17 protein-coding genes, 4 tRNA genes, 3 rRNA genes and 1 riboswitch are annotated in these 26,488 nt (G+C 45.7%); of the genes, 19 read left to right on the plus strand and 5 right to left on the minus strand.

Going from position 1 to position 26,488, the window contains the following annotated elements; all coding sequences use genetic code 11:
• Positions 1 to 21 precede the first annotated feature (21 nt).
• The 3 genes from acuI to fadB form a co-directional block, all read right to left on the minus strand.
• Complete coding sequence (gene acuI, locus OCV24_RS00075) at positions 22 to 1,002, minus strand: acrylyl-CoA reductase (NADPH) (RefSeq protein ID WP_136980418.1); 981 nt, start codon at positions 1,000 to 1,002, stop codon at positions 22 to 24.
• Between the two features lie 242 nt (positions 1,003 to 1,244).
• Positions 1,245 to 2,408 carry an acetyl-CoA C-acyltransferase FadA gene (gene fadA, locus OCV24_RS00080; protein ID WP_136980419.1) on the minus strand — a complete coding sequence of 388 codons (1,164 nt, stop codon included), beginning with the start codon at positions 2,406 to 2,408 and terminating at the stop codon, positions 1,245 to 1,247.
• Positions 2,409 to 2,434: 26 nt separating this feature from the next.
• Positions 2,435 to 4,606: a fatty acid oxidation complex subunit alpha FadB gene (gene fadB / locus OCV24_RS00085; protein WP_150879230.1), complete on the minus strand. Its 2,172-nt coding sequence runs from the start codon at positions 4,604 to 4,606 to the stop codon at positions 2,435 to 2,437.
• 227 nt (positions 4,607 to 4,833) lie between these two features.
• Between fadB and OCV24_RS00090 the strand changes: the two genes are divergently transcribed.
• The 19 genes from OCV24_RS00090 (at position 4,834) to thiH (ending at position 23,446) form a co-directional block, all read left to right on the plus strand.
• Positions 4,834 to 5,457: a YigZ family protein gene (locus OCV24_RS00090; protein ID WP_017055498.1), complete on the plus strand. Its 624-nt coding sequence runs from the start codon at positions 4,834 to 4,836 to the stop codon at positions 5,455 to 5,457.
• 34 nt (positions 5,458 to 5,491) lie between these two features.
• On the plus strand, positions 5,492 to 6,949 hold the full coding sequence (locus OCV24_RS00095; protein WP_017055499.1) for a TrkH family potassium uptake protein: 1,458 nt from the start codon (positions 5,492 to 5,494) through the stop codon (positions 6,947 to 6,949).
• Between the two features lie 9 nt (positions 6,950 to 6,958).
• Positions 6,959 to 7,486: a menaquinone-dependent protoporphyrinogen IX dehydrogenase gene (gene hemG / locus OCV24_RS00100; protein ID WP_046224870.1), complete on the plus strand. Its 528-nt coding sequence runs from the start codon at positions 6,959 to 6,961 to the stop codon at positions 7,484 to 7,486.
• A gap of 543 nt (positions 7,487 to 8,029) precedes the next feature.
• A 16S ribosomal RNA gene (locus tag OCV24_RS00105) occupies positions 8,030 to 9,582 on the plus strand.
• A gap of 123 nt (positions 9,583 to 9,705) precedes the next feature.
• Positions 9,706 to 9,781, plus strand: a tRNA-Glu gene (locus OCV24_RS00110).
• A 2-nt stretch (positions 9,782 to 9,783) separates the two neighbouring features.
• Positions 9,784 to 9,859, plus strand: a tRNA-Lys gene (locus OCV24_RS00115).
• Between the two features lie 33 nt (positions 9,860 to 9,892).
• Positions 9,893 to 9,968: transfer RNA gene (locus tag OCV24_RS00120), tRNA-Val, on the plus strand.
• Between the two features lie 446 nt (positions 9,969 to 10,414).
• A 23S ribosomal RNA gene (locus tag OCV24_RS00125) occupies positions 10,415 to 13,307 on the plus strand.
• 137 nt (positions 13,308 to 13,444) lie between these two features.
• A 5S ribosomal RNA gene (gene rrf, locus OCV24_RS00130) occupies positions 13,445 to 13,560 on the plus strand.
• The 16S, 23S and 5S rRNA genes sit together here with 4 tRNA genes alongside, the layout of an rRNA operon.
• A gap of 67 nt (positions 13,561 to 13,627) precedes the next feature.
• A tRNA-Asp gene (locus tag OCV24_RS00135) sits at positions 13,628 to 13,704 on the plus strand.
• A gap of 335 nt (positions 13,705 to 14,039) precedes the next feature.
• A protein-coding gene (locus OCV24_RS00140; RefSeq protein ID WP_102505982.1) for an IS630 family transposase occupies positions 14,040 to 15,063 on the plus strand; the annotation gives its coding sequence in 2 pieces (ribosomal slippage) (positions 14,040 to 14,486 and positions 14,488 to 15,063; 1,023 coding nt in all).
• 103 nt (positions 15,064 to 15,166) lie between these two features.
• Positions 15,167 to 16,549 (plus strand): multicopper oxidase family protein, encoded by a 1,383-nt coding sequence (locus OCV24_RS00145; protein ID WP_150879371.1) that lies wholly within the window; start codon positions 15,167 to 15,169, stop codon positions 16,547 to 16,549.
• A gap of 100 nt (positions 16,550 to 16,649) precedes the next feature.
• Positions 16,650 to 17,033, plus strand: a complete 384-nt coding sequence (gene crcB, locus OCV24_RS00150) for a fluoride efflux transporter CrcB (protein ID WP_017055293.1) — start codon at positions 16,650 to 16,652, stop codon at positions 17,031 to 17,033.
• Between the two features lie 62 nt (positions 17,034 to 17,095).
• Positions 17,096 to 17,194: riboswitch (TPP riboswitch) on the plus strand.
• Positions 17,195 to 17,324: 130 nt separating this feature from the next.
• Positions 17,325 to 19,274, plus strand: a complete 1,950-nt coding sequence (gene thiC, locus OCV24_RS00155) for a phosphomethylpyrimidine synthase ThiC (RefSeq protein WP_102507041.1) — start codon at positions 17,325 to 17,327, stop codon at positions 19,272 to 19,274.
• Complete coding sequence (locus OCV24_RS00160) at positions 19,274 to 20,566, plus strand: thiamine phosphate synthase (protein WP_136981294.1); 1,293 nt, start codon at positions 19,274 to 19,276, stop codon at positions 20,564 to 20,566. Before thiC ends, OCV24_RS00160 begins: the two co-directional genes overlap by 1 nt.
• Complete coding sequence (locus OCV24_RS00165) at positions 20,556 to 21,338, plus strand: HesA/MoeB/ThiF family protein (RefSeq protein ID WP_136981293.1); 783 nt, start codon at positions 20,556 to 20,558, stop codon at positions 21,336 to 21,338. The genes OCV24_RS00160 and OCV24_RS00165 overlap by 11 nt, the downstream gene beginning before the upstream one ends.
• Positions 21,335 to 21,544 carry a sulfur carrier protein ThiS gene (gene thiS, locus OCV24_RS00170; protein ID WP_017055289.1) on the plus strand — a complete coding sequence of 70 codons (210 nt, stop codon included), beginning with the start codon at positions 21,335 to 21,337 and terminating at the stop codon, positions 21,542 to 21,544. The genes OCV24_RS00165 and thiS overlap by 4 nt, the downstream gene beginning before the upstream one ends.
• Positions 21,545 to 21,546: 2 nt before the next feature.
• Positions 21,547 to 22,311, plus strand: coding sequence for a thiazole synthase (locus tag OCV24_RS00175; RefSeq protein WP_046225136.1), 765 nt, complete (start codon positions 21,547 to 21,549; stop codon positions 22,309 to 22,311).
• Between the two features lie 7 nt (positions 22,312 to 22,318).
• Positions 22,319 to 23,446 (plus strand): 2-iminoacetate synthase ThiH, encoded by a 1,128-nt coding sequence (thiH, locus tag OCV24_RS00180; RefSeq protein WP_150879369.1) that lies wholly within the window; start codon positions 22,319 to 22,321, stop codon positions 23,444 to 23,446.
• A 156-nt stretch (positions 23,447 to 23,602) separates the two neighbouring features.
• Here thiH and OCV24_RS00185 read toward each other — a convergent pair whose 3' ends face one another.
• Positions 23,603 to 25,393 (minus strand): aminopeptidase P family protein, encoded by a 1,791-nt coding sequence (locus OCV24_RS00185; RefSeq protein WP_150879368.1) that lies wholly within the window; start codon positions 25,391 to 25,393, stop codon positions 23,603 to 23,605.
• 118 nt (positions 25,394 to 25,511) lie between these two features.
• A complete protein-coding gene (locus OCV24_RS00190; protein WP_150879367.1) occupies positions 25,512 to 26,453 on the minus strand; it encodes a LysR substrate-binding domain-containing protein in 942 nt (313 codons plus the stop codon).
• Positions 26,454 to 26,488: the final 35 nt, after the last annotated feature.

Consider the following 26,488-nt stretch of genomic DNA (forward strand, 5'->3'; position numbering starts at 1 on the left):
GTATGGAAGTTTAATTCACAATTACAGTTTAATAACTACGCGACCAGTGATTTGACCGTTTGTGATGTCATCTGCAGCTTGAATTGCGTCATCTAAAGACACTTCTCTAGTGGCCTGGCCGTAGAAAGACTCAGGTAGCAACTCAGCCAGTTGTTCCCATGCTTTAATGCGTTTTTCACGAGGGCACATTACCGAGTCCACACCTTGTAGGCGAACGTTACGCAGAATAAATGGCATTACCGTTGTTGGTAAGTCAAAACCACCTGCTAGGCCACACATCGCAACCGCGCCGTTGTAATCAATTTGCGCCAATACTTTCGCAAGTACTTTACTGCCTACCGTATCGATCGCACCAGCCCACAGTTGTTTCTCTAGTGGTTTTGCTGGTTCTTCTAGTTCAGCACGCTCTACAATACGTGTCGCGCCTAGTGATTTTAGTAGTTCACCGTTTGCAGAAGCTCGGCCAGTAACCGCTGCCACTTTATAACCCAGTTGGTTTAGTAGAGTGATAGATACGCTGCCTACGCCGCCACTTGCACCTGTTACTAGGATTTCACCGTCTTCTGGTTTGATGCCTGCATCGACGATAGCTTGTACACAAAGCATTGCTGTGAAGCCAGCAGTACCTATTGCCATGACTTTCCTAGCGTCTAGACTCTTAGGCATAGGCACTAACCAATCACCGTTTAGGCTTGCTTTCTCAGCCATGCCTCCCCAGTGACCTTCACCAACACCCCAACCCGTTAAAACAACTTCGTCGCCTGCTTTGTAGCGAGGGTCATCAGATTGTGAAACCACACCAGAAAGGTCGATACCTGGAACCATAGGGAAGTTGCGAACAATGCGCCCTTTACCTGTAATCGCCAAACCATCTTTGTAGTTTAAAGAAGAGTAACTTACATCAACCTTCACATTACCTTCTGGTAATTGAGACTCATCAATCTGAGAAACTGATGCGATAGTTTTTTTGTCTTCTTGGTTTAGTACAAGTGCTTTAAACATGATCTGCTCCGTAGGAGGAATATTAGGAAACTGAAGTAACTTTAGTTGAATCGTTGGAGAAAAAATAATGAAACATCAACATTGAATATATGCGTTTTGTGCATAGATATAGGTGGTGCTTTTTGTTTTACCAAGTTCATTGAACGAATCGATAGATTATCGAATGCCGAGTAATAAAAAGTGCAGCTATATAAATATAGCTGCACAAAAGATTACCCTTCAAGTATTACCGTCAGTGATCGCTATGGGCGTTCAAATACCGTTGCAATACCTTGGCCTAAACCAATACACATGGTTGCTAAGCCGTATTTCACGTCTTGTGCTTCCATCAGGTTGATTAGGGTCGTCGAGATACGAGAACCAGAACAGCCTAGTGGGTGACCGAGTGCAATCGCACCGCCGTTAAGGTTAACTTTCTCGTCAACCACATCCAATAGACCTAGGTCTTTAGCACATGGAAGAGATTGAGCCGCAAACGCTTCATTGAGTTCAATCACACCCATGTCTTCAACGGTTAGGCCTGCACGTTTTAACGCTTTTTTAGTTGCAGGTACTGGACCGTAACCCATAATTGAAGGGTCACAACCTGCGATAGCCATCGACTTCACGCGAGCGCGGATCTTAAGGCCAAGCGCGTTGGCTTTATCCTCACTCATGATAAGCATTGCCGATGCACCATCAGACAGTGCTGATGAAGTACCTGCTGTTACTGTCCCGTTTGCTGGGTCAAATACTGGGCGAAGCTGAGACAAGCCTTCAACCGTAGTTTCTGGACGAATGACTTCGTCGTAATCCAGAGTGAACAGTGAACCGTCTGCTGCGTGAGCTTCGGTTGGTAGGATTTCGTTCTTGAAACGACCTTCTACTGTTGCTGCTTGAGCTCGAGCATGTGAACGAGCTGCGAAGGCATCTTGGTCTTCACGACTGATGCCATGCATTTTACCTAGCATCTCAGCGGTTAACCCCATCATTCCCGCCGCTTTCGCTACGTGCTTAGACATGCCTGGGTGAAAATCAACACCATGGTTCATTGGTACGTGACCCATGTGTTCGACACCACCGATCAGGCAGATTTCAGCATCGCCAACCATGATAGAGCGGGTCGCATCATGCAGAGCTTGCATAGATGAACCACATAAACGGTTGACCGTCACCGCACCAATCTCAATCGGTAGACCAGCAAGCAAGGCTGCGTTACGTGCAACGTTGAAGCCTTGCTCTAGCGTCTGTTGTACACAACCCCAGTAAATGTCTTCAATTTCGACAGGGTTTACTTCTGGGTTGCGCTCTAAAATGCCTTTCATCAAATGTGCAGACAGATCTTCAGCACGAGTGTGACGGAAAGCTCCACCTTTGGAACGTCCCATTGGGGTGCGAAGGCAATCAACAACAACTACATTATTCATTTTGCTATTCCTTTTCCAAATGTGGGTTACAGAGAACTGGCTTGTTGGCTGTCGTAAAAGCTTTCGCCCTTCGCTGCCATATCAAGCAATAGTTGAGGAACTTGGTACATTGCACCTAAGTCCTGGTAGCTTTTCGCCATTTCAACGAAATTACTAACCCCCACACTGTCTAAGTAACGGAATACGCCGCCTCTGAATGGAGGGAAGCCTAAACCGTAAACCAGTGCCATATCCGCTTCTTGCGGTGTCGCGATGATGCCTTCTTCTAAACAAAGTACCACTTCGTTGATCATCGGAATCATCACACGTTGGATAATTGTCTGGTCATCAAAATCTTGTGGCTGTTGGCATACGTCAGCCAAGATAGGAAGAATCTCTTCAGAGAAAGTCTTCTTAGGACGACCACGTTTGTCTACGCTGTACGTGTAGAAACCGCTGCCGTTCTTCTGACCGTATTTTTCAGCGACGTAAAGCGCATCAATGGCATCACGGCCTTCTTTACCCATACGCTCAGGGAAACCTTGCGCCATCACTGCTTGTGCATGGTGTGCGGTGTCTAAGCCTACAACGTCTAGCAAGTAAGCAGGGCCCATTGGCCAACCGAACTTACGTTCCATGACTTTATCGATCTTGGTGAAGTCAGCGCCGTCACGTAGCAACATGCTGAAACCGCCAAAGTAAGGGAAAAGTACACGGTTAACGAAGAAGCCAGGGCAGTCGTTAACAACGATAGGGGATTTACCCATCTTCGCTGCGTAAGCGACAACGCGATTGATTGTCTCTTCTGAAGTGTGCTCGCCACGAATGATCTCAACCAAAGGCATGCGGTGTACTGGGTTAAAGAAGTGCATGCCACAGAAGTTTTCTGGGCGCTTCAGTGATTTCGCTAACAGGTTGATTGGAATCGTAGAGGTGTTTGATGTTAGAACGGTGTCTTCACCAACCAAACCTTCCACTTCGCTCAGTACTGCTGCTTTTACTTTAGGGTTTTCTACAACCGCTTCCACAATCACATCTGATTGCTCAACACCTGCATAATGTAGACTTGGAGTAATAGAAGACAGGATGCCTGCCATCTTGAATCCATCTAGGCGACCGCGTGATAAGCGTTTATTCAACAGCTTAGAAGCTTCATTCATACCAAGATCAAGAGACGCCTGTGCGATGTCTTTCATCATCACTGGCACGCCCTTCAATGCTGACTGGTAAGCAATACCGCCGCCCATTATGCCAGCACCAAGTACCGCTGCGCGTTCAGTCGCTTTATTCGCAGATTTACCAGCCTGTTTTGCTAAGCCTTTTATGTATTGGTCATTCAAGAATAGACCAACCAGTGCTTTCGCTTCTTCAGATTTTGCTAGCTTAACGAAGTGTTTACGTTCGATGTCTAGTGCTGCATCGCGATCGCTACGTGCTGCTTCTTCAATAGCAATCACAGAAGTCATCGGAGCTGGGTAGTGAGGTCCTGCTTTTTGAGCCACTAAGCCCTTAGCCATGGTAAAGCTCATCATCGCTTCGAGTTTGCTTAGTGAAAGCGCTGATGTTTTTTGTTTACGGCGTAGCTGCCAATCGATTTTTTCATTTGCAGCGAGAGAAACAGTATTAATTGCTGAGTCTAGTAGTTGGTCTGTATCAACAATCGCATCTAACAAGCCAATCTTAAGCGCTTCATCAGCACGGCATGCTTTGCCTTGCGTGATAATTTCCATTGCGCTGTCAGCGCCGATAACACGTGGCAGGCGCACACAGCCACCAAAGCCAGGCATGATACCAAGTTTGGTTTCTGGTAGACCGATGCTGGTGGTCTTGTCGCCGATACGAAAGTCGGTTGCTAGGACACATTCACAGCCGCCGCCAAGAGCATGGCCACGCATCATTGAAAGAGTTGGTACAGGAAGATCTTCGAGCTTACTAAAGATTGAATTAGCGAATCTTAACCACTCATCAAGTTCTGCTTCTGGCTTAGCGAATAGGCCAAGAAATTCAGTGATGTCTGCGCCTACAATGAACGCGTCTTTGTTTGAAGTTAAGATTAAACCACGTAATCCAACGTGAGCATTTAGAGCATCTAACGCTTTATCTAGTGATTCTAAAGTAGCAAGGTCGAGTTTGTTTACAGAGGCCGGAGCGCAGAAGTTTAGTTCAGCGATACCGTCTTGTAATTCCTTTACCTGTAGGGTGTTAGCTTGGTAAATCATTGTCTATCTCCATGACATACAATCCACGATTGTTTGAGAGAATCTTGTTATCTTTCTAGTATTGTAGAATACCTGGTAAGACCAGTTGCTTTAGTCTGTACCTCTGTTTAGCTAATTTCAATACATTTTTTAAACAATTGTTTAACATTGTGCGATAGCACAGATCCTCTAACCCTTATTATTCACGCGTGATACACTTCGCTGCTCTTATTAATTAAGTTAACGATATGAATGAACAGCCCTATTTAATACCGTCTGCGTCGGCTCAGTTTGAAGAAGAGATAAAAAAGAGCGTCTTTATTACTCATCTTGCTCATACTCCAAGTGTAGAAGCTGCAAAACAGTTCGTAGAGCAGGTAAAGAAAGAGCATTCTTCAGCGCGACATAATTGTTGGGGTTTTGTTGCAGGGCGACCTGAAGACTCAATGCTTTGGGGCTTTAGCGATGATGGTGAACCCTCAGGTACGGCGGGTAAGCCGATATTGGCGCAATTGTCTGGTTCTGGTGTTGGTGAGTTAACGGCTGTGGTGACTCGTTATTCAGGTGGGATTAAGCTTGGAACGGGTGGCTTGGTTAAGGCTTATGGCGGAGGCGTGCAACAAGCGCTCAAGCAGCTTCAAACGATCGAGAAAAAAATAACCACAAAATTACGGCTAGAGTTAGACTATGGCTTTGTGCCGATCGCACAGTCCATCATGGCTCAGCATCAGGCTGTTGAGGTACAAGCGGATTATGGTGTTCAAGTTGAGCTTATCATTGAGATAGAGCTCCTGCAGGTAGATTCGTTTACCCAGACCATGATCAATAAAAGCGGTGCCAAGGCACTGGTAACGAAAGTTAAAGACAACTAGGAAGTTTGAAGCATTTTGCTTCGTTCAATAGCTCATGCAATTTCGCTCAATTATTCGAATCGTCGGATTATTATTAGCACTTTTTAGTGTATCAATGCTCGCACCTGCGCTCGTCGCACTGATCTATCGAGATGGTGCAGGTGTGCCATTTGTGACGACCTTCTTCGCTCTATTATTTTGTGGAGCGGTTTGCTGGTTTCCAAATCGACGCTATAAACATGAATTGAAAGCGCGTGATGGCTTCTTGATTGTTGTTCTGTTTTGGACGGTAATAGGCAGTGCGGGGGCATTGCCGTTTTTGATCGCCGATAACCCCAATATCTCAGTAACCGATGCCTTTTTTGAATCGTTTTCAGCGTTAACGACGACAGGCGCTACTGTTATTGTTGGCCTCGATGAACTCCCTAAAGCAATCCTGTTTTACCGTCAGTTTCTGCAATGGTTTGGTGGTATGGGTATCATCGTATTAGCCGTGGCTATCCTTCCTGTTCTGGGCATTGGTGGTATGCAGTTATATCGTGCCGAAATCCCAGGTCCGGTAAAAGATAGCAAAATGACTCCGCGTATTGCTGAAACGGCAAAAGCGTTGTGGTACATCTATCTCAGTTTAACCATTGCTTGCGCGGTGGCGTTTTGGCTTGCAGGAATGAGTTTCTTTGATGCAATCAGCCATAGCTTCTCAACCATTGCGATTGGCGGTTTCTCGACTCACGATGCGAGTATGGGCTATTTCAACAGCCCTGCTATCAACATGATTACCGTCGTGTTCCTTCTTATATCTGCGTGTAACTATTCATTACACTTTGCAGCGTTTGCCTCAGGTGGTGTACATCCCAAATATTACTGGAAAGATCCTGAATTCCGGGCTTTTATTTTTATTCAAGCGGTGCTGTTTTTAGTTTGCTTCTTATTATTGCTTAACCATAATTCTTATGACTCGTATTACGATGCTTTTGATCAGGCTTTGTTCCAAACGGTGTCTATATCTACAACTGCTGGTTTCACTACCACTGGTTTTTCTGAGTGGCCATTATTCTTACCTGTTCTGCTTTTGTTCTCTTCTTTTATAGGGGGCTGTGCAGGTTCAACAGGCGGTGGCATGAAAGTCATTCGAATCTTATTGCTCACACTTCAAGGTGCTCGTGAAATGAAGCGTCTTGTTCACCCGCGTGCTGTCTATACCATCAAAGTTGGTGGTTCGGCGTTACCACAACGTGTCGTTGATGCGGTTTGGGGCTTCTTTTCTGCATACGCATTGGTTTTTGTGGTTTGTATGTTGGCTCTTATTGCTACGGGGATGGATGAGCTAAGCGCTTTCTCTGCTGTGGCGGCAACATTGAATAACCTTGGTCCTGGTCTTGGCGAGGTTGCAATGCACTTTGGCGATGTTAATGACAAAGCAAAGTGGGTATTGATAGTGTCTATGTTGTTTGGCCGTTTAGAAATATTCACCTTATTAATTTTATTGACCCCTACGTTTTGGCGTAGCTAAGGACATATTGTGGCAAAAGCTCTATTTTTGTATTCAAGCCGTGAAGGCCAGACCAAGAAAATCTTGAACTATATAAAAGAAGAAATGAATGAGTTCGAATGTGAGCTTCAAAATCTGCACTCTATTACTAGTGTCGACTTTGCTCAATACGACAGAGTCTTGATTGGCGCATCTATTCGTTATGGCCACCTTAATAAGAAGCTATATCAGTTCATTGATGCCAATCTTACTCAACTGCAATCAAACAAGGTCGCTTTCTTCTGCGTTAACTTAACGGCTCGTAAAGAAGACCAAGGTAAAGATACCCCTGAAGGTAGCGCTTATATTAAGAAGTTTCTTCTTAAGTCACCGTGGCAGCCAACTTTGATCGGTGTATTCGCGGGGGCTCTCTATTACCCTCGTTATAACTGGTTCGATAAAACCATGATTCGCTTCATTATGAATATGACAGGTGGCGAAACGGATACAACCAAGGAAGTCGAGTACACAAACTGGGAAAAAGTCTCTTTATTCTCTAAGAAACTACAAGAGATGTAAGAGAAAGCCTACTTTTGAGGCGTTTTGAGTTCTTTTTAATCGAACAATCAAAAAAGTAAGAAAAACTTCAAAAAGGGCTTGCCAGTGTGATCGAAATCTCTATAATGCCACCTCGCTGACACGGGATGGCTTCTTAGGAAACCAAAGCGAATCAGCAGGTCAAATTAGCCAAGCTAAACGCTTGAAAAAAGTTTTGAAAATAGTGGTTGACACTAAAACTTAAATCGCTAAAATGGCCGTCCGATTTGAGCGAAGCTCAAAAAGGAAAAGCTCTTTAACAATTTAAACCTATCAATCTGTGTGGGCACTCGTTGATGAATATCAAAACGTTTTATCTTCCCTTTTTATTAAGAGAAGTAAAACAGATTCTTCGGAATCAACTTTGGTTTCAATGAACTGAGTGACCAATACGAATAACGACTTTCTTTATAGAGAGGGGTTATTTGGCACAGTCAATTCATTATCTTTCTGTTGGAAAGATAATAGCTTTAGAATTACTTTTTGTAGTTTTGAAGTCAGTATTCATTGAGCCGACAAAATCTTAAATTGAAGAGTTTGATCATGGCTCAGATTGAACGCTGGCGGCAGGCCTAACACATGCAAGTCGAGCGGAAACGACACTAACAATCCTTCGGGTGCGTTAATGGGCGTCGAGCGGCGGACGGGTGAGTAATGCCTAGGAAATTGCCTTGATGTGGGGGATAACCATTGGAAACGATGGCTAATACCGCATAATGCCTACGGGCCAAAGAGGGGGACCTTCGGGCCTCTCGCGTCAAGATATGCCTAGGTGGGATTAGCTAGTTGGTGAGGTAATGGCTCACCAAGGCGACGATCCCTAGCTGGTCTGAGAGGATGATCAGCCACACTGGAACTGAGACACGGTCCAGACTCCTACGGGAGGCAGCAGTGGGGAATATTGCACAATGGGCGCAAGCCTGATGCAGCCATGCCGCGTGTATGAAGAAGGCCTTCGGGTTGTAAAGTACTTTCAGTTGTGAGGAAGGGGGTGTTGTTAATAGCAACATCTCTTGACGTTAGCAACAGAAGAAGCACCGGCTAACTCCGTGCCAGCAGCCGCGGTAATACGGAGGGTGCGAGCGTTAATCGGAATTACTGGGCGTAAAGCGCATGCAGGTGGTTCATTAAGTCAGATGTGAAAGCCCGGGGCTCAACCTCGGAACTGCATTTGAAACTGGTGAACTAGAGTACTGTAGAGGGGGGTAGAATTTCAGGTGTAGCGGTGAAATGCGTAGAGATCTGAAGGAATACCAGTGGCGAAGGCGGCCCCCTGGACAGATACTGACACTCAGATGCGAAAGCGTGGGGAGCAAACAGGATTAGATACCCTGGTAGTCCACGCCGTAAACGATGTCTACTTGGAGGTTGTGGCCTTGAGCCGTGGCTTTCGGAGCTAACGCGTTAAGTAGACCGCCTGGGGAGTACGGTCGCAAGATTAAAACTCAAATGAATTGACGGGGGCCCGCACAAGCGGTGGAGCATGTGGTTTAATTCGATGCAACGCGAAGAACCTTACCTACTCTTGACATCCAGAGAATCCAGCGGAGACGCAGGAGTGCCTTCGGGAGCTCTGAGACAGGTGCTGCATGGCTGTCGTCAGCTCGTGTTGTGAAATGTTGGGTTAAGTCCCGCAACGAGCGCAACCCTTATCCTTGTTTGCCAGCGAGTCATGTCGGGAACTCCAGGGAGACTGCCGGTGATAAACCGGAGGAAGGTGGGGACGACGTCAAGTCATCATGGCCCTTACGAGTAGGGCTACACACGTGCTACAATGGCGCATACAGAGGGCAGCGAGCCAGCGATGGTAAGCGAATCCCAAAAAGTGCGTCGTAGTCCGGATTGGAGTCTGCAACTCGACTCCATGAAGTCGGAATCGCTAGTAATCGTGAATCAGAATGTCACGGTGAATACGTTCCCGGGCCTTGTACACACCGCCCGTCACACCATGGGAGTGGGCTGCAAAAGAAGTAGGTAGTCTAACCTTCGGGAGGACGCTTACCACTTTGTGGTTCATGACTGGGGTGAAGTCGTAACAAGGTAGCCCTAGGGGAACCTGGGGCTGGATCACCTCCTTATACGAAGATATTGACGATGAGTGTCCACACAGATTGATTAGGTTTAGAAAAGCAAAGAGACGAAGAACTCCCAAGTTCTTCAAAGTTTGTTTCTACTTTTGAAAGTGGAGATGAATTAGCAGTGTCCCGTTCGTCTAGAGGCCTAGGACACCGCCCTTTCACGGCGGTAACAGGGGTTCGACTCCCCTACGGGATACCATTGGGTCGTTAGCTCAGTTGGTAGAGCAGTTGACTTTTAATCAATTGGTCGCAGGTTCGAATCCTGCACGACCCACCATTCTTTCTCCACGAAGGAATTAAAACTTTTAGTGGGCGATTAGCTCAGTTGGGAGAGCACCTGCCTTACAAGCAGGGGGTCACTGGTTCGAGCCCGGTATCGCCCACCATTCTCTAAATATTCTTACTTATTTAAATATTCAAACCACTTCTTTTGTCGTTGGTTGGATTTTTCGACTGTGAGAGTCTTTAGAAAATGTGAATTTTAGAACACTGGTTCTTAAAGTCTCATGCTCTTTAACAATTTGGAAAGCTGACTGATTGATTTACTTACGAGTAATTCAATCAAATTTAAAAGTTCTCAATGTTTATCTTTCATTAGATAAACACAACAAACACATTCAAGTGTCTTGTATTCGAATGATCAGAAATGATTGTTCATTTTTTGATTCTACTTTTTATTAAAAAGTGGAAACAAAAAGTAAATTGAGTCCGGCAAACAGTTATCAGGAATTAACCCTTCTTGATGACAACCAAAAACCTTGGTTAGTTGCCATACGTTTATTTGTCTTCACTTTTTAAAGTGAAAGCAAATAGAAACCCTTTCGGGTTGTATGGTTAAGTGACTAAGCGTACACGGTGGATGCCTTGGCAGTCAGAGGCGATGAAAGACGTAATAACTTGCGATAAGCCCAGATTAGGTAGTAATAACCTTTTGAGTCTGGGATTTCTGAATGGGGAAACCCACGTGCATAAGCACGTATCCTGTTGTGAATACATAGCAACAGGAGGCAAACCGGGGGAACTGAAACATCTAAGTACCCCGAGGAAGAGAAATCAACCGAGATTCCGAAAGTAGCGGCGAGCGAAATTGGATTAGCCCTTAAGCTTTTAATGATGCAGGTGAAGCCTCTGGAAAGTGGCGCAGTAAAGGGTGATAGCCCCGTAACCGACACATCATCATCAGTGAAATCGAGTAAGGCGGGACACGTGATATCCTGTCTGAATATGGGGGGACCATCCTCCAAGGCTAAATACTACTGACTGACCGATAGTGAACCAGTACCGTGAGGGAAAGGCGAAAAGAACCCCTGTGAGGGGAGTGAAATAGAACCTGAAACCGTGTACGTACAAGCAGTAGGAGCACCTTCGTGGTGTGACTGCGTACCTTTTGTATAATGGGTCAGCGACTTAATTTTAGTAGCAAGGTTAACCGTTTAGGGGAGCCGTAGGGAAACCGAGTCTTAACTGGGCGTACAGTTGCTAGGATTAGACCCGAAACCAGGTGATCTAGCCATGGGCAGGTTGAAGGTTGAGTAACATCAACTGGAGGACCGAACCGACTAATGTTGAAAAATTAGCGGATGACTTGTGGCTAGGGGTGAAAGGCCAATCAAACCTGGAGATAGCTGGTTCTCCCCGAAAGCTATTTAGGTAGCGCCTCGGACGAATACTACTGGGGGTAGAGCACTGTTAAGGCTAGGGGGTCATCCCGACTTACCAACCCTTTGCAAACTCCGAATACCAGTAAGTACTATCCGGGAGACACACGGCGGGTGCTAACGTCCGTCGTGGAGAGGGAAACAACCCAGACCGCCAGCTAAGGTCCCAAAGTATAGCTAAGTGGGAAACGATGTGGGAAGGCTCAGACAGCCAGGATGTTGGCTTAGAAGCAGCCATCATTTAAAGAAAGCGTAATAGCTCACTGGTCGAGTCGGCCTGCGCGGAAGATGTAACGGGGCTAAGCTATACACCGAAGCTGCGGCTACGTACCTTAGGGTATGTGGGGTAGGGGAGCGTTCTGTAAGCCGTTGAAGGTGGTCTGTAAGGGCTGCTGGAGGTATCAGAAGTGCGAATGCTGACATGAGTAACGATAAAGGGAGTGAAAAACTCCCTCGCCGGAAGACCAAGGGTTCCTGTCCAACGTTAATCGGGGCAGGGTAAGTCGACTCCTAAGGCGAGGCCGAAAGGCGTAGTCGATGGGAAACGGGTTAATATTCCCGTACTTCTTACAATTGCGATGGGGGGACGGAGAAGGCTAGGTGGGCCTGGCGACGGTTGTCCAGGTTCAAGTATGTAGGCGGAAAGTTTAGGTAAATCCGGACTTTCTTAACGCTGAGATACGATGTCGAGCACCTACGGGTGTGAAGTCATTGATGCCATGCTTCCAGGAAAAGCCTCTAAGCTTCAGATTGTAAGGAATCGTACCCCAAACCGACACAGGTGGTCGGGTAGAGAATACCAAGGCGCTTGAGAGAACTCGGGTGAAGGAACTAGGCAAAATGGTACCGTAACTTCGGGAGAAGGTACGCTCTTATCAGTGAAGTCCCTTGCGGATGGAGCAGACGAGAGTCGCAGATACCAGGTGGCTGCAACTGTTTATTAAAAACACAGCACTGTGCAAAATCGTAAGATGACGTATACGGTGTGACGCCTGCCCGGTGCCGGAAGGTTAATTGATGGGGTTAGACTTCGGTCGAAGCTCTTGATCGAAGCCCCGGTAAACGGCGGCCGTAACTATAACGGTCCTAAGGTAGCGAAATTCCTTGTCGGGTAAGTTCCGACCTGCACGAATGGCGTAATGATGGCCACGCTGTCTCCACCCGAGACTCAGTGAAATTGAAATCGCTGTGAAGATGCAGTGTACCCGCGGCTAGACGGAAAGACCCCGTGAACCTTTACTACAGCTTGGCACTGAACATTGAACCTACATGTGTAGGATAGGTGGGAGACTATGAAATTGCGTCGCTAGATGTGATGGAGTCGTCCTTGAAATACCACCCTTGTAGTTTTGATGTTCTAACGTTGGTCCCTGAATCGGGATTACGGACAGTGCCTGGTGGGTAGTTTGACTGGGGCGGTCTCCTCCCAAAGAGTAACGGAGGAGCACGAAGGTGGGCTAAACACGGTTGGACATCGTGTGGTTAGTGCAATGGCATAAGCCCGCTTGACTGCGAGAATGACAATTCGAGCAGGTGCGAAAGCAGGTCATAGTGATCCGGTGGTTCTGAATGGAAGGGCCATCGCTCAACGGATAAAAGGTACTCCGGGGATAACAGGCTGATACCGCCCAAGAGTTCATATCGACGGCGGTGTTTGGCACCTCGATGTCGGCTCATCACATCCTGGGGCTGAAGTCGGTCCCAAGGGTATGGCTGTTCGCCATTTAAAGTGGTACGCGAGCTGGGTTTAGAACGTCGTGAGACAGTTCGGTCCCTATCTGCCGTGGGCGTTGGAAAATTGAAAGGGGCTGCTCCTAGTACGAGAGGACCGGAGTGGACGAACCTCTGGTGTTCGGGTTGTCATGCCAATGGCATTGCCCGGTAGCTACGTTCGGAATCGATAAGCGCTGAAAGCATCTAAGCGCGAAGCGAGCCTTGAGATGAGTTTTCCCTGGCACTATAAGTGTCCTAAAGGGTTGTCGTAGACTACGACGTTGATAGGCAGGGTGTGTAAGTGCTGCGAGGCATTGAGCTAACCTGTACTAATTGCCCGTGAGGCTTAACCATACAACACCCAAGGGGTTTTGTGGACTCAAAGAAACAGACCTTGAATGCGTTTGAAGAGACTTTTATTGCTCTATTGAATAGAGTAACAGCTTTCCGAATTATTAATTGTCGCAGAGGCGTCAATTAAACAGAATTTGCTTGGCGACCATAGCATTGTGGACCCACCTGACTCCATGCCGAACTCAGTAGTGAAACACAATAGCGCCGATGGTAGTGTGGGGTTTCCCCATGTGAGAGTAGGACATCGCCAGGCTTTAAATTAAATCTTTAGGTTGACCGACCTGGAGATATGGACGCTCACTTGGTGAGTTGACCACTGCGGAGTGGTAGTTCAGTTGGTTAGAATACCGGCCTGTCACGCCGGGGGTCGCGGGTTCGAGTCCCGTCCACTCCGCCACTTATTCGAACACCTCGCCTAGTGCGAGGTTTTTTCGAATTTGAAGTAAGATAAAGTTTTAGGGGTGTAGCTCTAATTGGCAGAGCAGCGGATTCCCCGACTTACCAAAACAGAGCGTGTTAGGAATCTAAACTTCCACCTATATCATATACAAAGCCTCAGCAAAAATGCTGGGGCTTTTTTGCTTTATATTTGTTCGAATTTTTAGTCGATAATTCCTACCTTTACTAAAATATAGTCTTAAAATGTAAGTGCTTACTTATCTCAGTCGCTTTTATAAGTAATACCAATTCCATTAAATTAATGATCTAATATAGACTCTGAAAGGAGCCTATATGAACTCAGATTTATCAAAGCTTATCGGCACAACCTCCAACGCGAGGTTGAGGCTAAGATTACTCGCAGTCTCTCACTTTATCGATGGTAAAAATCGAACTGAAATCGCGTCATTCCTTAAAGTCAGTCGTCTCAGTGTGAATAAATGGATCAAGGCCTATCTTGATTTTGGTGTTGAAGGGTTAGTAGAAAAACCTCATACAGGAAGACCTTCCAGACTCACTATTGAGCAAAAAAAACATCTTAAAGAATACGTCACTTCAAATGCAATAAAACCTGAGGGTGGGCGCTTACAAGGGAGTGATATCACACAATTCATCCTTGATGAATTTGATATATCTTACCAACCATCCGGTGTATACCGCTTACTGCATGAACTTAATTTGAGTTGGATAACAACACGTTCAAAGCACCCAAAACAATCAGAAGAAGCTCAAGAATCTTTTAAAAAAATTCCCAATAGAAACGATCCTTAAGATCCCTGGGCATATCCACTTAAAAGAAGTGCTTGTTTGGTTTCAAGATGAAGCTAGATTTGGTCAACGCAATACCACAACCAAGATTTGGGCAGAAAAAGGAACTCGACCTAGAGCCGTTCAACAGCAACAATTTGAGTATGCTTATTTGTTTGGAGCCGTTTGTATCAATACAGGCGAAGCTGAAGCTATTGTTTCACCGTTAAGCAACATGGAAGCAATGACGAAGCATCTTGAATTAATCTCAACGGCGACCCCTAGAGGTAAACATTCCGTGGTTATTATGGATCAAGCGAGCTGGCATCAAACACATTTAGCCAATCATTTTAAGAACATCACGATAATCCATATCCCGCCATATTCACCTGAATTAAACCCGATAGAACAAGTTTGGCAATGGCTTCGACAATACAAGTTAGCGAATAGGTGTTTTGAAAACTATAACGATATAGTGAACTCAGTATGCAATGCTTGGAACAGTTTTTGTGAAGATAAACGAAGAGTCCAATCCCTCTGCTTTAGAGATTGGACTCGATTGGTAAGTTAATTAATGGAATTGGTATAACTAACAGTACAAACTATGCTTCTTTATGAGAATTATTCTCAATATTTTGTTACATTTTAGTTGTTATTACTAAAAGGCAACAAATATGGATATTTCCCGTCGTAAGTTTATTCAATCATCTCTCGCTATATCTGCACTCACTGTACTGCCTGCTTGCTCTATGAAACGGGTGGTTTATGAACAAGGAAAGTATGTTTATGACTTAACGGCAGAACCTTCAACTGCTGGACTTGTGACGGGGTTTGAGACTAATATTCTAGGCTTTAATGGGCAGATTCCAGCGCCGACTATTCGCTGTCGACAGGGGGAAAAGGTCACAATTCGTTTTACGAATAAGCTTTCAGAGCCGACGACCATTCACTGGCATGGTCTGCGAATTCCAATCGAAATGGACGGGGTTCCTTTCTTGAGCCAGTCACCGATCATGTCGGGTGAAACCTTCATTTATGAATTTACGCCACCAGATGCTGGTACGTTTTGGTATCACCCACATATGAACAGTGTTAAACAGCTTGGTATGGGCTTGGTTGGTCTAATTATCGTTGAGGAGAGCATCCCAGTGCAGTTTGATGAAGAGCACGCACTGATGCTTAAACATTGGCATATCGATAAGAAAGGCCAATGGAAAGATCTAATGATCCCACGTCTCAGCGCTCGCATGGGCACGCCAGGAGAGTGGAGTAGCGTTAATGGAATACATGAGCCTGTATATCAGTTAAAACAACATGCAACGACCAGGCTGCGTATCGCTAATGTTGATAACACGATTACCTATCCAATTGCTATTGAAGGGGCTGAAGCATGGGTCATTGCTATCGATGGCAACCCTGTAAAGACACCCTATAAGCTGACTCAACATAAAATAGGCCCAGGTATGCGTGTTGATCTCGGGCTAATAGCACCTAAAGCTGGTGACCGAGTTAACGTTCTCCAGATGAAGGGGCGTTTCCCATTTTCTTTGTGTCAATTTGAAGTCTTAGGTTCCGAATTTACTCAAGAGCGAGCATTACCAGTATTACCATTGAATCCAGTACCTAACCTAGATCTTGCTAATGCAGAAGAAATAGACTTTTTATTTGAATGGGAAGGGGCGGTTTCTCCAGTATCTAAAGATGGAAAATCTATGCCTAAGTTTTGGCTAACTAATAAACGAGCATGGGAAGGGATGAGCAAAGATAATATTCCTGAACCGTTGGCGACTTTAGAATTGGGTAAAACCTATATATTCGATCTTAAGAACGTCACTCAATATCATCACCCGATTCATATTCACGGCCATACATTCACTGTATTGGAACTTGATGGGAAGAAAGTTGAAGAGCCTTTCCATACCGATACAGTGTTACTTGGAAAAAATGGCCGAGCTAAAGCCGCATTTGTTGCAGACAATCCTGGGCGCTGGATGTATCACTGTCATGTTATAGAACACATGAAAACGGGTTTAATGGGATATATTGAAGTTAAGTGACTCCTGTAACGTTTAATATTTGCGCATGCATTCTTAGTTTCTACCCTCGCTTTTATCGGCGGTAAAGTTAGAATGTAGGGGATACTGTTTGGGAGGAGTCATGGGTCAGTTATCTATTTTAGGTTTTATTGCCATTGGTGGGGCGTTTGGTGCTTGCTCACGTTATTTGATTTCAGAGTTATGTGCGGTGATGTTAGGGCGTGGTTTTCCTTTTGGTACGCTCACCGTTAACGTTATTGGTTCCTTTATTATGGGATTACTTATTGCGGCATTTGAAAATGAGATACTCGCAACGGAACCATGGAGACAGATTATCGGCCTAGGTTTCCTAGGTGCACTGACGACGTTTTCTACATTTTCGATGGATAACGTGCTTCTTATGCAGCAGGGTGCATTTTTTAAGATGGGGATCAATGTACTGCTCAATGTGGTTCTCAGTATCTCAGCAGCATGGATCGGCTTCCAACTTTTGATAAAGTCTTAAAGTTTTCTTACGATTTGTTAACAACTCGGCTTGGTTTATCTAAGCCGTTTTTATATACTCGATCATACTTGTCGGAGTGCCATATGGCTGAGACCGTTAACTCGGGATCCGTTGAACCTGATCAGGCTAATACCTGCGAAGGGAACAAGAGTAGATATCTAACTAGAAACCTTCTAGAGATCTATCTCCAGATCACAACTGTATTTCTTACCGTGATCCCTCTTGTAGCATCTAATCCGTCAAGCATTTTTTATCCCTATAAATAATGGCTAAAAGCCAAGGAAAAATGCTATGTCGAGTCGTAAACAAGCAAGACTGGAAGCGAAGAATTTCATTGATTCTTTATCCGTACAACCTTACCCAAATTCGAAAAAGGCTTACATTCAAGGATCTCGAGAGGACCTTCAAGTCCCTGTACGAGAAATATCACTCGCTGATAGCCTGGTTGGTGGTAGCAAAAAAGAGCCCGTATTCGAGCCTAACGAGCCTATTCATGTCTACGATACCTCAGGTGTTTATACCGATCCTACACATGAAATAGACCTTTACAGCGGCCTTCCTAAGTTGCGAGAGCAATGGATTGAAGAGCGTGGCGATACGGAACTGCTCGATGATGTAAGCTCTGTTTACACCAAAGAACGTTTAGAAGATGAAACCCTAGACGACCTTCGTTACGGTAATCTGCCTAGAATTCGTCGCGCGACTGGCGATCAATGTGTGACTCAACTGCATTATGCTCGTCAGGGTATAATCACTCCTGAGATGGAGTACATTGCGATACGTGAGAACATGGGACGTCAGAAGTTTGCTGATGAGCAGCTGAACCACCAACACCCTGGCCATAACTTTGGCGCAAACCTACCGAAAGAAATTACCCCTGAGTTCGTGCGTAAAGAGGTTGCTGAAGGTCGAGCTATTATCCCTTCAAACATCAACCACCCAGAATCAGAACCAATGATTATTGGTCGAAACTTCTTAGTGAAAGTGAACGCCAATATCGGTAACTCTTCTGTAAGCTCTTCGATTGAAGAAGAAGTTGAGAAGCTAGTATGGTCGACTCGCTGGGGCGGCGATACCGTAATGGACCTTTCTACTGGCCGTAATATCCACGAGACTCGTGAATGGATTCTTCGCAATAGCCCTGTGCCGATTGGTACGGTTCCTATGTATCAAGCGCTTGAAAAAGTGAATGGTGTAGCCGAAGACCTTAATTGGGAAGTCATGCGTGACACCTTGATTGAGCAAGCAGAGCAGGGCGTTGATTACTTCACTATTCACGCAGGTTTACTGCTTCGCTACGTGCCTATGACGGCTAAACGTGTGACTGGCATTGTCTCTCGTGGCGGTTCTATCATCGCGAAATGGTGTCTTGCTCATCACCAAGAAAGCTTCCTTTATACCCACTTCCGTGAGATCTGTGAGATCTGTGCGAAGTACGATGTCGCTCTGTCGTTGGGTGACGGTCTACGTCCGGGTTCGATTGCTGATGCCAATGATGAAGCTCAATTCTCGGAGTTACGAACTCTAGGTGAGTTGACTAAAGTTGCTTGGGAATACGACGTTCAGGTGATCATTGAAGGCCCTGGACATGTGCCAATGCACTTAATCAAAGAGAATATGGATGAGCAGTTAGAGCATTGCCATGAAGCGCCTTTCTATACGTTAGGCCCGCTGACGACAGATATTGCCCCTGGTTACGACCATATTACCTCTGGTATTGGCGCGGCCATGATTGGTTGGTACGGTTGCGCGATGCTTTGTTATGTAACCCCTAAAGAGCACCTAGGCTTACCCAATAAAGAAGATGTTAAGACTGGCTTGATTACTTACAAGCTGGCAGCACATGCTGCAGACTTGGCTAAAGGACATCCGGGTGCACAAATCCGAGATAATGCATTATCTAAAGCACGTTTTGAATTCCGTTGGGAAGACCAATTTAATCTAGCTTTAGATCCGGAAACTGCGCGTTCTTTCCATGATGAAACCCTGCCACAAGAGTCGGGCAAGGTTGCTCACTTTTGCTCTATGTGTGGTCCTAAGTTTTGCTCGATGAAGATTTCTCAAGAAGTTCGAGAGTACGCGAAAGACACCGAACAAGTGGCTGCTGATCAGGCTATCGAGATCAAGATGTTGGATAACCCGTTGGAAGGGATGCGTCAGAAATCAAAAGAGTTCCGTGATACTGGCTCTGAACTTTATCACCCTGCAGTAAGTGCAAAAGAAGCTCAATTAGAGGAATAATGACAGTGAAGATTCTCATCCCATCTCAATACATCGAGTTAACGGGGGAGGTTCAAAACTGTCTATTGGTTGCTAAGCGACAAGGCTTGGCAACCGATGCAGTTGAGTTGGGTGTAAGCCCGACTCAATACTTCTCTATCGTTGATGCTCAACAAGTGTTATCTATTGGCTTTGTTCATGATGTTGATTTATTGGCGGAGTGCAAGTTAGCGCAACTGAACCATATTATTGATTACAGCAATTCAGTTTCGCTAGTTGACGTTTGTGATGCCTTTACACAAACTCCGAATACCATTTATATCGGTGTCTCAGATGATTCAGCTGTACTGGATATCTGGTCACACTTAGGTGCTAATCGTGTTATCAAGAGTGAAAGTACAGCTCATCAAGAGTTAGATAGTCGTAGCCACTTTGCTTGGTTACTTACTTTGTTGGCGCTGGAATTTCCATTGGAAGACGCACTGGTTTTAGCTCGCGCAGCGTCGAATGTTTCACGTGGAACATGGCCAGCACATTATCAAAATTTTCCTATCCCTGTTCTAGAAGACGAACGACTGGATATCAGTGTTGGTTGGGCTAACCAAGGGACATCACTTTCTTTCCCTGAGTTGAGCAAAAATAGCCTCGGCTTATACCCGGTAGTTGATGATGCTGAGTGGATAGAAAGATTGCTTAAGCTTGGAATCAACACAATCCAACTGCGTATTAAGAACCTGCAGCAAGCCGACTTAGAGCAACAAGTCGCACGATCGATCGAACTTGGTCGAGAACATAACGCTCAGGTTTTTATTAACGATTACTGGCAGCTTGCACTCAAGTATGGTGCTTTTGGTGTGCACCTGGGGCAAGAGGATATTGAAGAATCAAACCTTTCCCAACTTAGCCTAGCGGGTATTAAGATCGGTCTATCGACTCATGGTTATTATGAGTTGTTACGCATCGTCCAAATCAATCCAAGCTACATTGCACTAGGCCATATATTTCCGACCACGACGAAACAGATGCCATCCAAGCCTCAAGGCTTGGTGCGTTTGTCTTTGTACCAACAGCTAATTGATACCATCCCATACACAGAAAAGCTTGTTGGTTATCCGACGGTGGCTATTGGCGGTATTGACCAATCGACAGCTGCGCAGGTTTGGGGTTGTGGTGTCTCGAGTTTGGCGGTTGTACGTGCGATTACATTAGCAGAAGACCCAAAACAAGTGATCGAGTTTTTCGATAAGCTGATGATCTCTAACTCTTCAACGACTAATAAAGAGGTTATGCGGGAGCCTAGCTATGTTGAGTGACTTTGAGTTTATTCGTTACCAACGACAAATTGCATTACCTGAGGTTGGTGAGCAAGGGCAACGAAATCTGTTAAACAGCCACGTGTTGGTGATTGGTTGTGGTGGTTTGGGTAATGCTGCTGCTCTCTATCTCGCAGCTTCTGGTGTCGGAAGGATCGTATTGGTCGATGATGATTGTGTGGATTCGTCTAACTTGCAGAGGCAGGTAGCGTTTAAGGAAAGCCAATTAGGTTCACCTAAGGTCGAAGCTCTTAAACAACAACTGAATGATCTCAATGGCCGCAGCCAAGTAAGAGCCATCAATCAACGAATGAGTGAAAGCCAGCTTGAATTAGAAGTGATGTTGGCTGATCTCGTGTTGGATTGCACTGACAACTTCGTTTCACGCCAACAGGTTAACCAAGCATGTTTCAAAGCTAATTCACCTTTGATATCAGGTTCTGCAATCGGTTGGAAAGGTCAATTTATTGTCTTTGATTATCAGAACCAGAAAGGGTGTTACCACTGCCTGTTTCCGTTTGATCATCATCCACAAACAACGCGCTGTAGTGATAGCGGCATAATTGGCCCAGTGGTCGGCACGATAGGCAACCTCCAAGCTCTTGCTGCGATTCAGCGTGTTAGCAGTGGCGAGTTTAAAGTCGCAACACATCAGCTTAAGTTGTTCGATGGCCAGAGCATGAACTGGCAAAGCCTGATGGTCACTCAAGATAGCGAATGTCCAGTTTGCAATACATCGGCGACCCAACACTTAGAAGAAGAAGCACAATGAGTAACATAACTATTTCTATAAACGAGCAACCAGAGCAGGTCGCGCAATCATCGTCTCTCTCAGACATCATCCAAGCACTATCGCTACCTGATTTGGGCTGTGTATTTGCTATCAATAATGCGGTTGTACCGCGTAGCCAATGGCAACAAACCATCGTCAACGAAGGCGATTCCATCTCTCTTTTCCAAGCGATTGCAGGGGGCTAACCATGTTAACCATCGCAGATAAAACGTTTCAATCACGACTCTTCACTGGAACCGGCAAGTTCGCAAACAAATATTTTATGGCGAGTGCGATCGAAGCGTCAGGCTCTCAACTGGCAACTATGGCGTTGAAGAGAGTGGATATTCGCTCTGAACAAGATGATATTTTGCAGCCCATTATTGATGCTGGCGTCAATTTACTTCCGAATACCTCTGGTGCGAAGAATGCAAAAGATGCCATCTTTGCTGCGCATTTGGCTCGTGAAGCGCTAGGCACAAACTGGCTAAAACTTGAGATTCACCCGGATCCAAAGTACTTAATGCCAGACCCCATTGAGACACTTAACGCTGCTGAGCAGTTGGTTAAAGATGGCTTTGTTGTGTTGCCTTATTGCCACGCTGACCCTGTTCTGTGTAAGCGGTTAGAAGAGGTAGGCTGTGCTGCCGTTATGCCGCTAGGCGCGCCGATTGGTTCAAATAAGGGGATTGCGTCTGCAGATTTCTTAGAGATTATTATCGACCAAGCAAATGTTCCTGTGATTGTTGATGCGGGGATTGGCGCGCCATCACATGCTGCTCGTGCTATGGAGATGGGGGCGGACGCTGTGCTAGTTAACACCGCGATTGCTGCCTCTCAACAGCCTGTTGAAATGGCGATTGCCTTTAAGTTGGCAGTTGAAGCAGGTCGTATGGCTTACCTTGCAGGTCTCGCTGGTCAGGTATCTCACGCGGTTGCTTCAAGCCCGCTAACCTCATTCTTAGACGAGTAGTATTACTATGACGTTTGTTGATCGATTTAAACAGCTCAACTGGGACGACATTGGTATGTCTATCTTCAGTAAAACGGCAGCGGATGTTGAACGTGCGTTGAGTAACCCGAAACGCGACTTAGAAGACTTTAAGGCTCTGATCTCTCCGGCAGCAGAACCTTACTTAGAGCAGATGGCACAACAATCGCTGGCGTTAACTCGCAAACGGTTTGGTAATACGATGTCGCTTTATATTCCATTGTACCTATCCAACCTGTGTGCGAATGCATGCTCGTATTGTGGCTTCTCAATGGAGAACCGTATCAAGCGCCGCACTCTTACTTTGGAAGAGATAGATGCTGAATGTGCAGCGATCAAAAAGATGAAGTTTGATAGTGTTTTGTTAGTCACCGGTGAACATGAAACTAAGGTTGGAATGAATTACTTCCGACAGGTGTTGCCGAAAATCAAAAAACAATTCAACTACCTTGCGATGGAAGTACAGCCGCTTGACCAGCATGATTACGCAGAACTTAAAACTCTCGGCTTGGATGCGGTGATGGTTTACCAAGAGACCTATCAACCAAGGACCTACGCGGAGCATCATCTGCGTGGCAATAAAATGGATTTTGAGTACCGCCTCGAAACACCCGATCGATTGGCAAAGGCGGGTATCGATAAGATAGGTATTGGAGCCTTGATTGGTTTGGAAGACTGGCGAACTGACTGCTTCTTTGTTGCTGCTCACTTAGATTACCTAGAGCGTACTTACTGGCAAACTCGTTACTCTATTTCGTTCCCGCGCCTTCGCCCTTGTGAGGGGGGAGACGCCAATGGTGGTCTACAACCTAAGTCTGTTATGAGTGATAAACAGTTGGTTCAACTTATCTGCGCGTATCGATTGTTAAACCCAGAGGTTGAGTTATCTCTTTCGACTCGTGAGTCTGCAACTTTCCGCGACAATGTGTTGCCATTGGGAATAACAAGTATGTCGGCGGCTTCGAAAACCCAACCTGGCGGTTATGCTTCGGGCGAAGAAGAACTTGAGCAGTTTGAGATAAGTGATGAGAGAAGTGCTGCCGATGTGGAGTCGATGATTCGTCGGCGAGGATTCGACCCAGTGTGGAAAGATTGGCACAGTGCTTATTCTGGCTAGTTAACATCTAAATTAATGTTCCACGTGAAACATTAGTTTAGATGTATTGATACAGACAAACAGAAACGGCTACCTAACAGGTAGCCGTTTTTCTATTGTCACTTTTTATTTAACTTAGTAAGTGCGTTTTGATTCAGTTAATAAGCTAGCTAAACCTTATGCGTGAGCTAATGGAGTCGTTGACTGGCGCAACCATTCCAACGTATCACCTTCAACTAATGGGCTAAGATCGTGCCATACTTTTTGATGGTAGTCGTTGAGCCACGCCAGTTCAGGTCGTGTTAGCAAATCGACGTTGATGTTGCGTTTATCGATAGGGCAACGCGTTAGTGATTCAAAAGTCAGTACTGAGAAGTCACCTTGAGTTGGAAGCTCAACAACCAGCTCTAGGTTTTCTATACGGATACCGAACTCATCAGCACGGTAGTAACCCGGCTCGTTTGATAACACCATGCCTTCAACAAGAGGTACGTCAACCAGCTTTTTAGAGATACTTTGCGGACCTTCATGAACACTTAAAAAATGCCCAACACCGTGACCAGTACCGTGATCGTAATCGAACCCTTCAGCCCATAAGTGCTGACGCGCTAGGATATCCAGTTGGCAACCACGAGTACCCTGTGGGAAACGAGCACGTGCAATACCGATGTGACCTTTAAGTGCGAGAGTGAATTGCTGGATCATTTCGTCGCTTGGTTGGCCAATCGCGATAGTGCGAGTGATATCAGTGGTGCCATCTAGGTACTGACCGCCTGAGTCGACTAGGTACAGAGTATTCATTTCTAGCTGACCTGGTTCAGGTTGGTTTTCATGATTGTAATGACACATTGCTGCGTTTCCGCCAGCTGCTGATATTGTGTCAAAGCTTAGGTCCATCAGTGTTGGATCTTGTTCACGGAATGATTGTACTTTGTCAGCCAAGACTGCTTCGTTGTGTAGGTTGCCCTGCGCCACTTCTGCATCAATCCAAGACAAGAACTTCGCCATCGCAACACCATCACGAATGTGACACGCCTTCATACCGGCAATTTCAGTTTCATTCTTCGCGGCTTTTGGCATTAAGCATGGGTCTGCTGCTTCAATGATATGTGCGCCAGCGTTTTGCAGAACAAGTGTGTACCAAGCGTTACTGGTACCTGAATCGACCGATACATTTTTGTCTGCTAAAGATTCAAGGCAGGATTTAAGCTCTGATGGATGAGAGACACGAATACCATTACCGACGTGTGCTTCAAAGCCTGCAGGGATACGCGCTGGGTCTAAGAAGAAATCGACGCTTTCATCGGCGTGAATGATCGCGTTGGATAAAACAACAGGTAGTCGAGAGACATCCAAGCCACGAATGTTAAGCAACCAACAGATTGAATCGAGTTCAGTAAGAATAGCCGCATCAGCACCTTTTGCCTTGAGTATGCGTGCAATCTCATCGCGCTTGCTTGTACTTGACTGACCAACGGCGTCTGTTGCCATTAGGCGTACATCAGATACGATAGGTTCAGGGCGATCAGACCAAAGCTGATCTATTGGATTAGAAGAGAGTGCTGTTAGTTCCACTTTCTCTGCCAGTTTTGCTTGTGTGCCTTTCAACCAAGCTGAGGTGTGCATGCGCGGATCGAATGCAACCTTACTGCCTTGCGGTAATGAATTGATCATCCAATCTAAAGCGGGTTCTTCAATAAGGTGGCGATATTCAAACAACTCTGCTGGTACCTGCTTACGAACCTGAACGGTATAGCGACCATCAACAAATATAGCAGCCTTCTCACGAGTGATAACCGCTGTACCTGCAGAACCAGTGAAGCCGGTTAACCAATGCAGTCGCTCGTTATGAGCTGGAACGTATTCTCCTAGATATTCGTCTTCGTGTGGAATGATCACGGCATCTAAGTGGTTTGATTCAAGCCAAGATCGAACCGCAGCAACGCGTTCAGCAGTGGTATTGTGCATCTGTGTTTATCCTTATTGTTAGGGTCCTTATTAGCGCCCACAGTAGAGATACCTATGAGGGGACTAAGTCAATAAGCTAGCGCTTTTGTTCGTTTGCTGCAAATACTGAACGCCATTTTTATCTAAGGTGCAGGGTTTTTTCTTTGATGATATCTCGCAGCCAAGTTAATGCTGGGTCGTTTTCTCTGTCACGGTGCCAAAACAGAGTGTATGCCATCGGAGGGAATTCCATCGGTAAAGGGACCACCACTAGGTCAAGTTGTTTGGCAACAAGATAAGTAAAGTGGCTTGGTGCAGTAAATACAAAATCAGTATAAGTACACAAGCTTGCGGCGCTATTGAAGTCTGGTACCGAGATAGCGATATCACGTTGGTGCCCGATGTCTGCCAGTTTATAATCTAGCAACCAGCGGTCATTTCCATCGCACCTGACTTGCACATGCCGTTGTGCAAGGTAAGTACCTAAGTCCCATTTGCCAGTTAAGGCTGGGTGGTTACGTCTTAGCACACACATTTGCGCGTCACGATAGATCTCTTGCTCACAGATATCATCCGGTGGCTGCATGGTTAGCCTAGCATCGTTGATATCTATGTCTTTTCCCGTTAGACCTATATCCAACTCACCAAGCTGTAGTTTTTTAAACGTTTGTTCTGACCAAGTGTGAGTGTTGATGTTAACTTTTGGGGCCTGCCTAAATATCGCAGGTAAAAAGTGAGGAAGAATCAGCGGGTAGACACTTTCTACAGCCGCAATATGAAAACTGTGGTCGCTGTTATTGGGAGTAAAAGTCTCTGGTTGGGTAAGTACATCAAGCTGGTTGATCAACGTTTCTAATCGAGGTTTGAGGAAAACCGCTTTTGGTGTTGGTCGTAGACCATGAGCACTGCGTGTGAAAAGGGGGTCATTAAATTGTTCACGAAGTTTTGCTAATGACTTACTCACCGCTGATTGGCTCAAGTACAAACGTTGTGCGGTGCGAGTGACACTCAGCTCTTCTATCAGTACCTGAAGACAAACTAATAAGTTTAGGTCGAGGCGTGACAGTTTTTCTATATTCATGTGAGTTTCCTATTTGGAATAATGCTAATGAGTAT

It is taken from the genome of Vibrio kanaloae (assembly GCF_024347535.1).
Classification (GTDB): Bacteria; Pseudomonadota; Gammaproteobacteria; order Enterobacterales; family Vibrionaceae; genus Vibrio; species Vibrio kanaloae.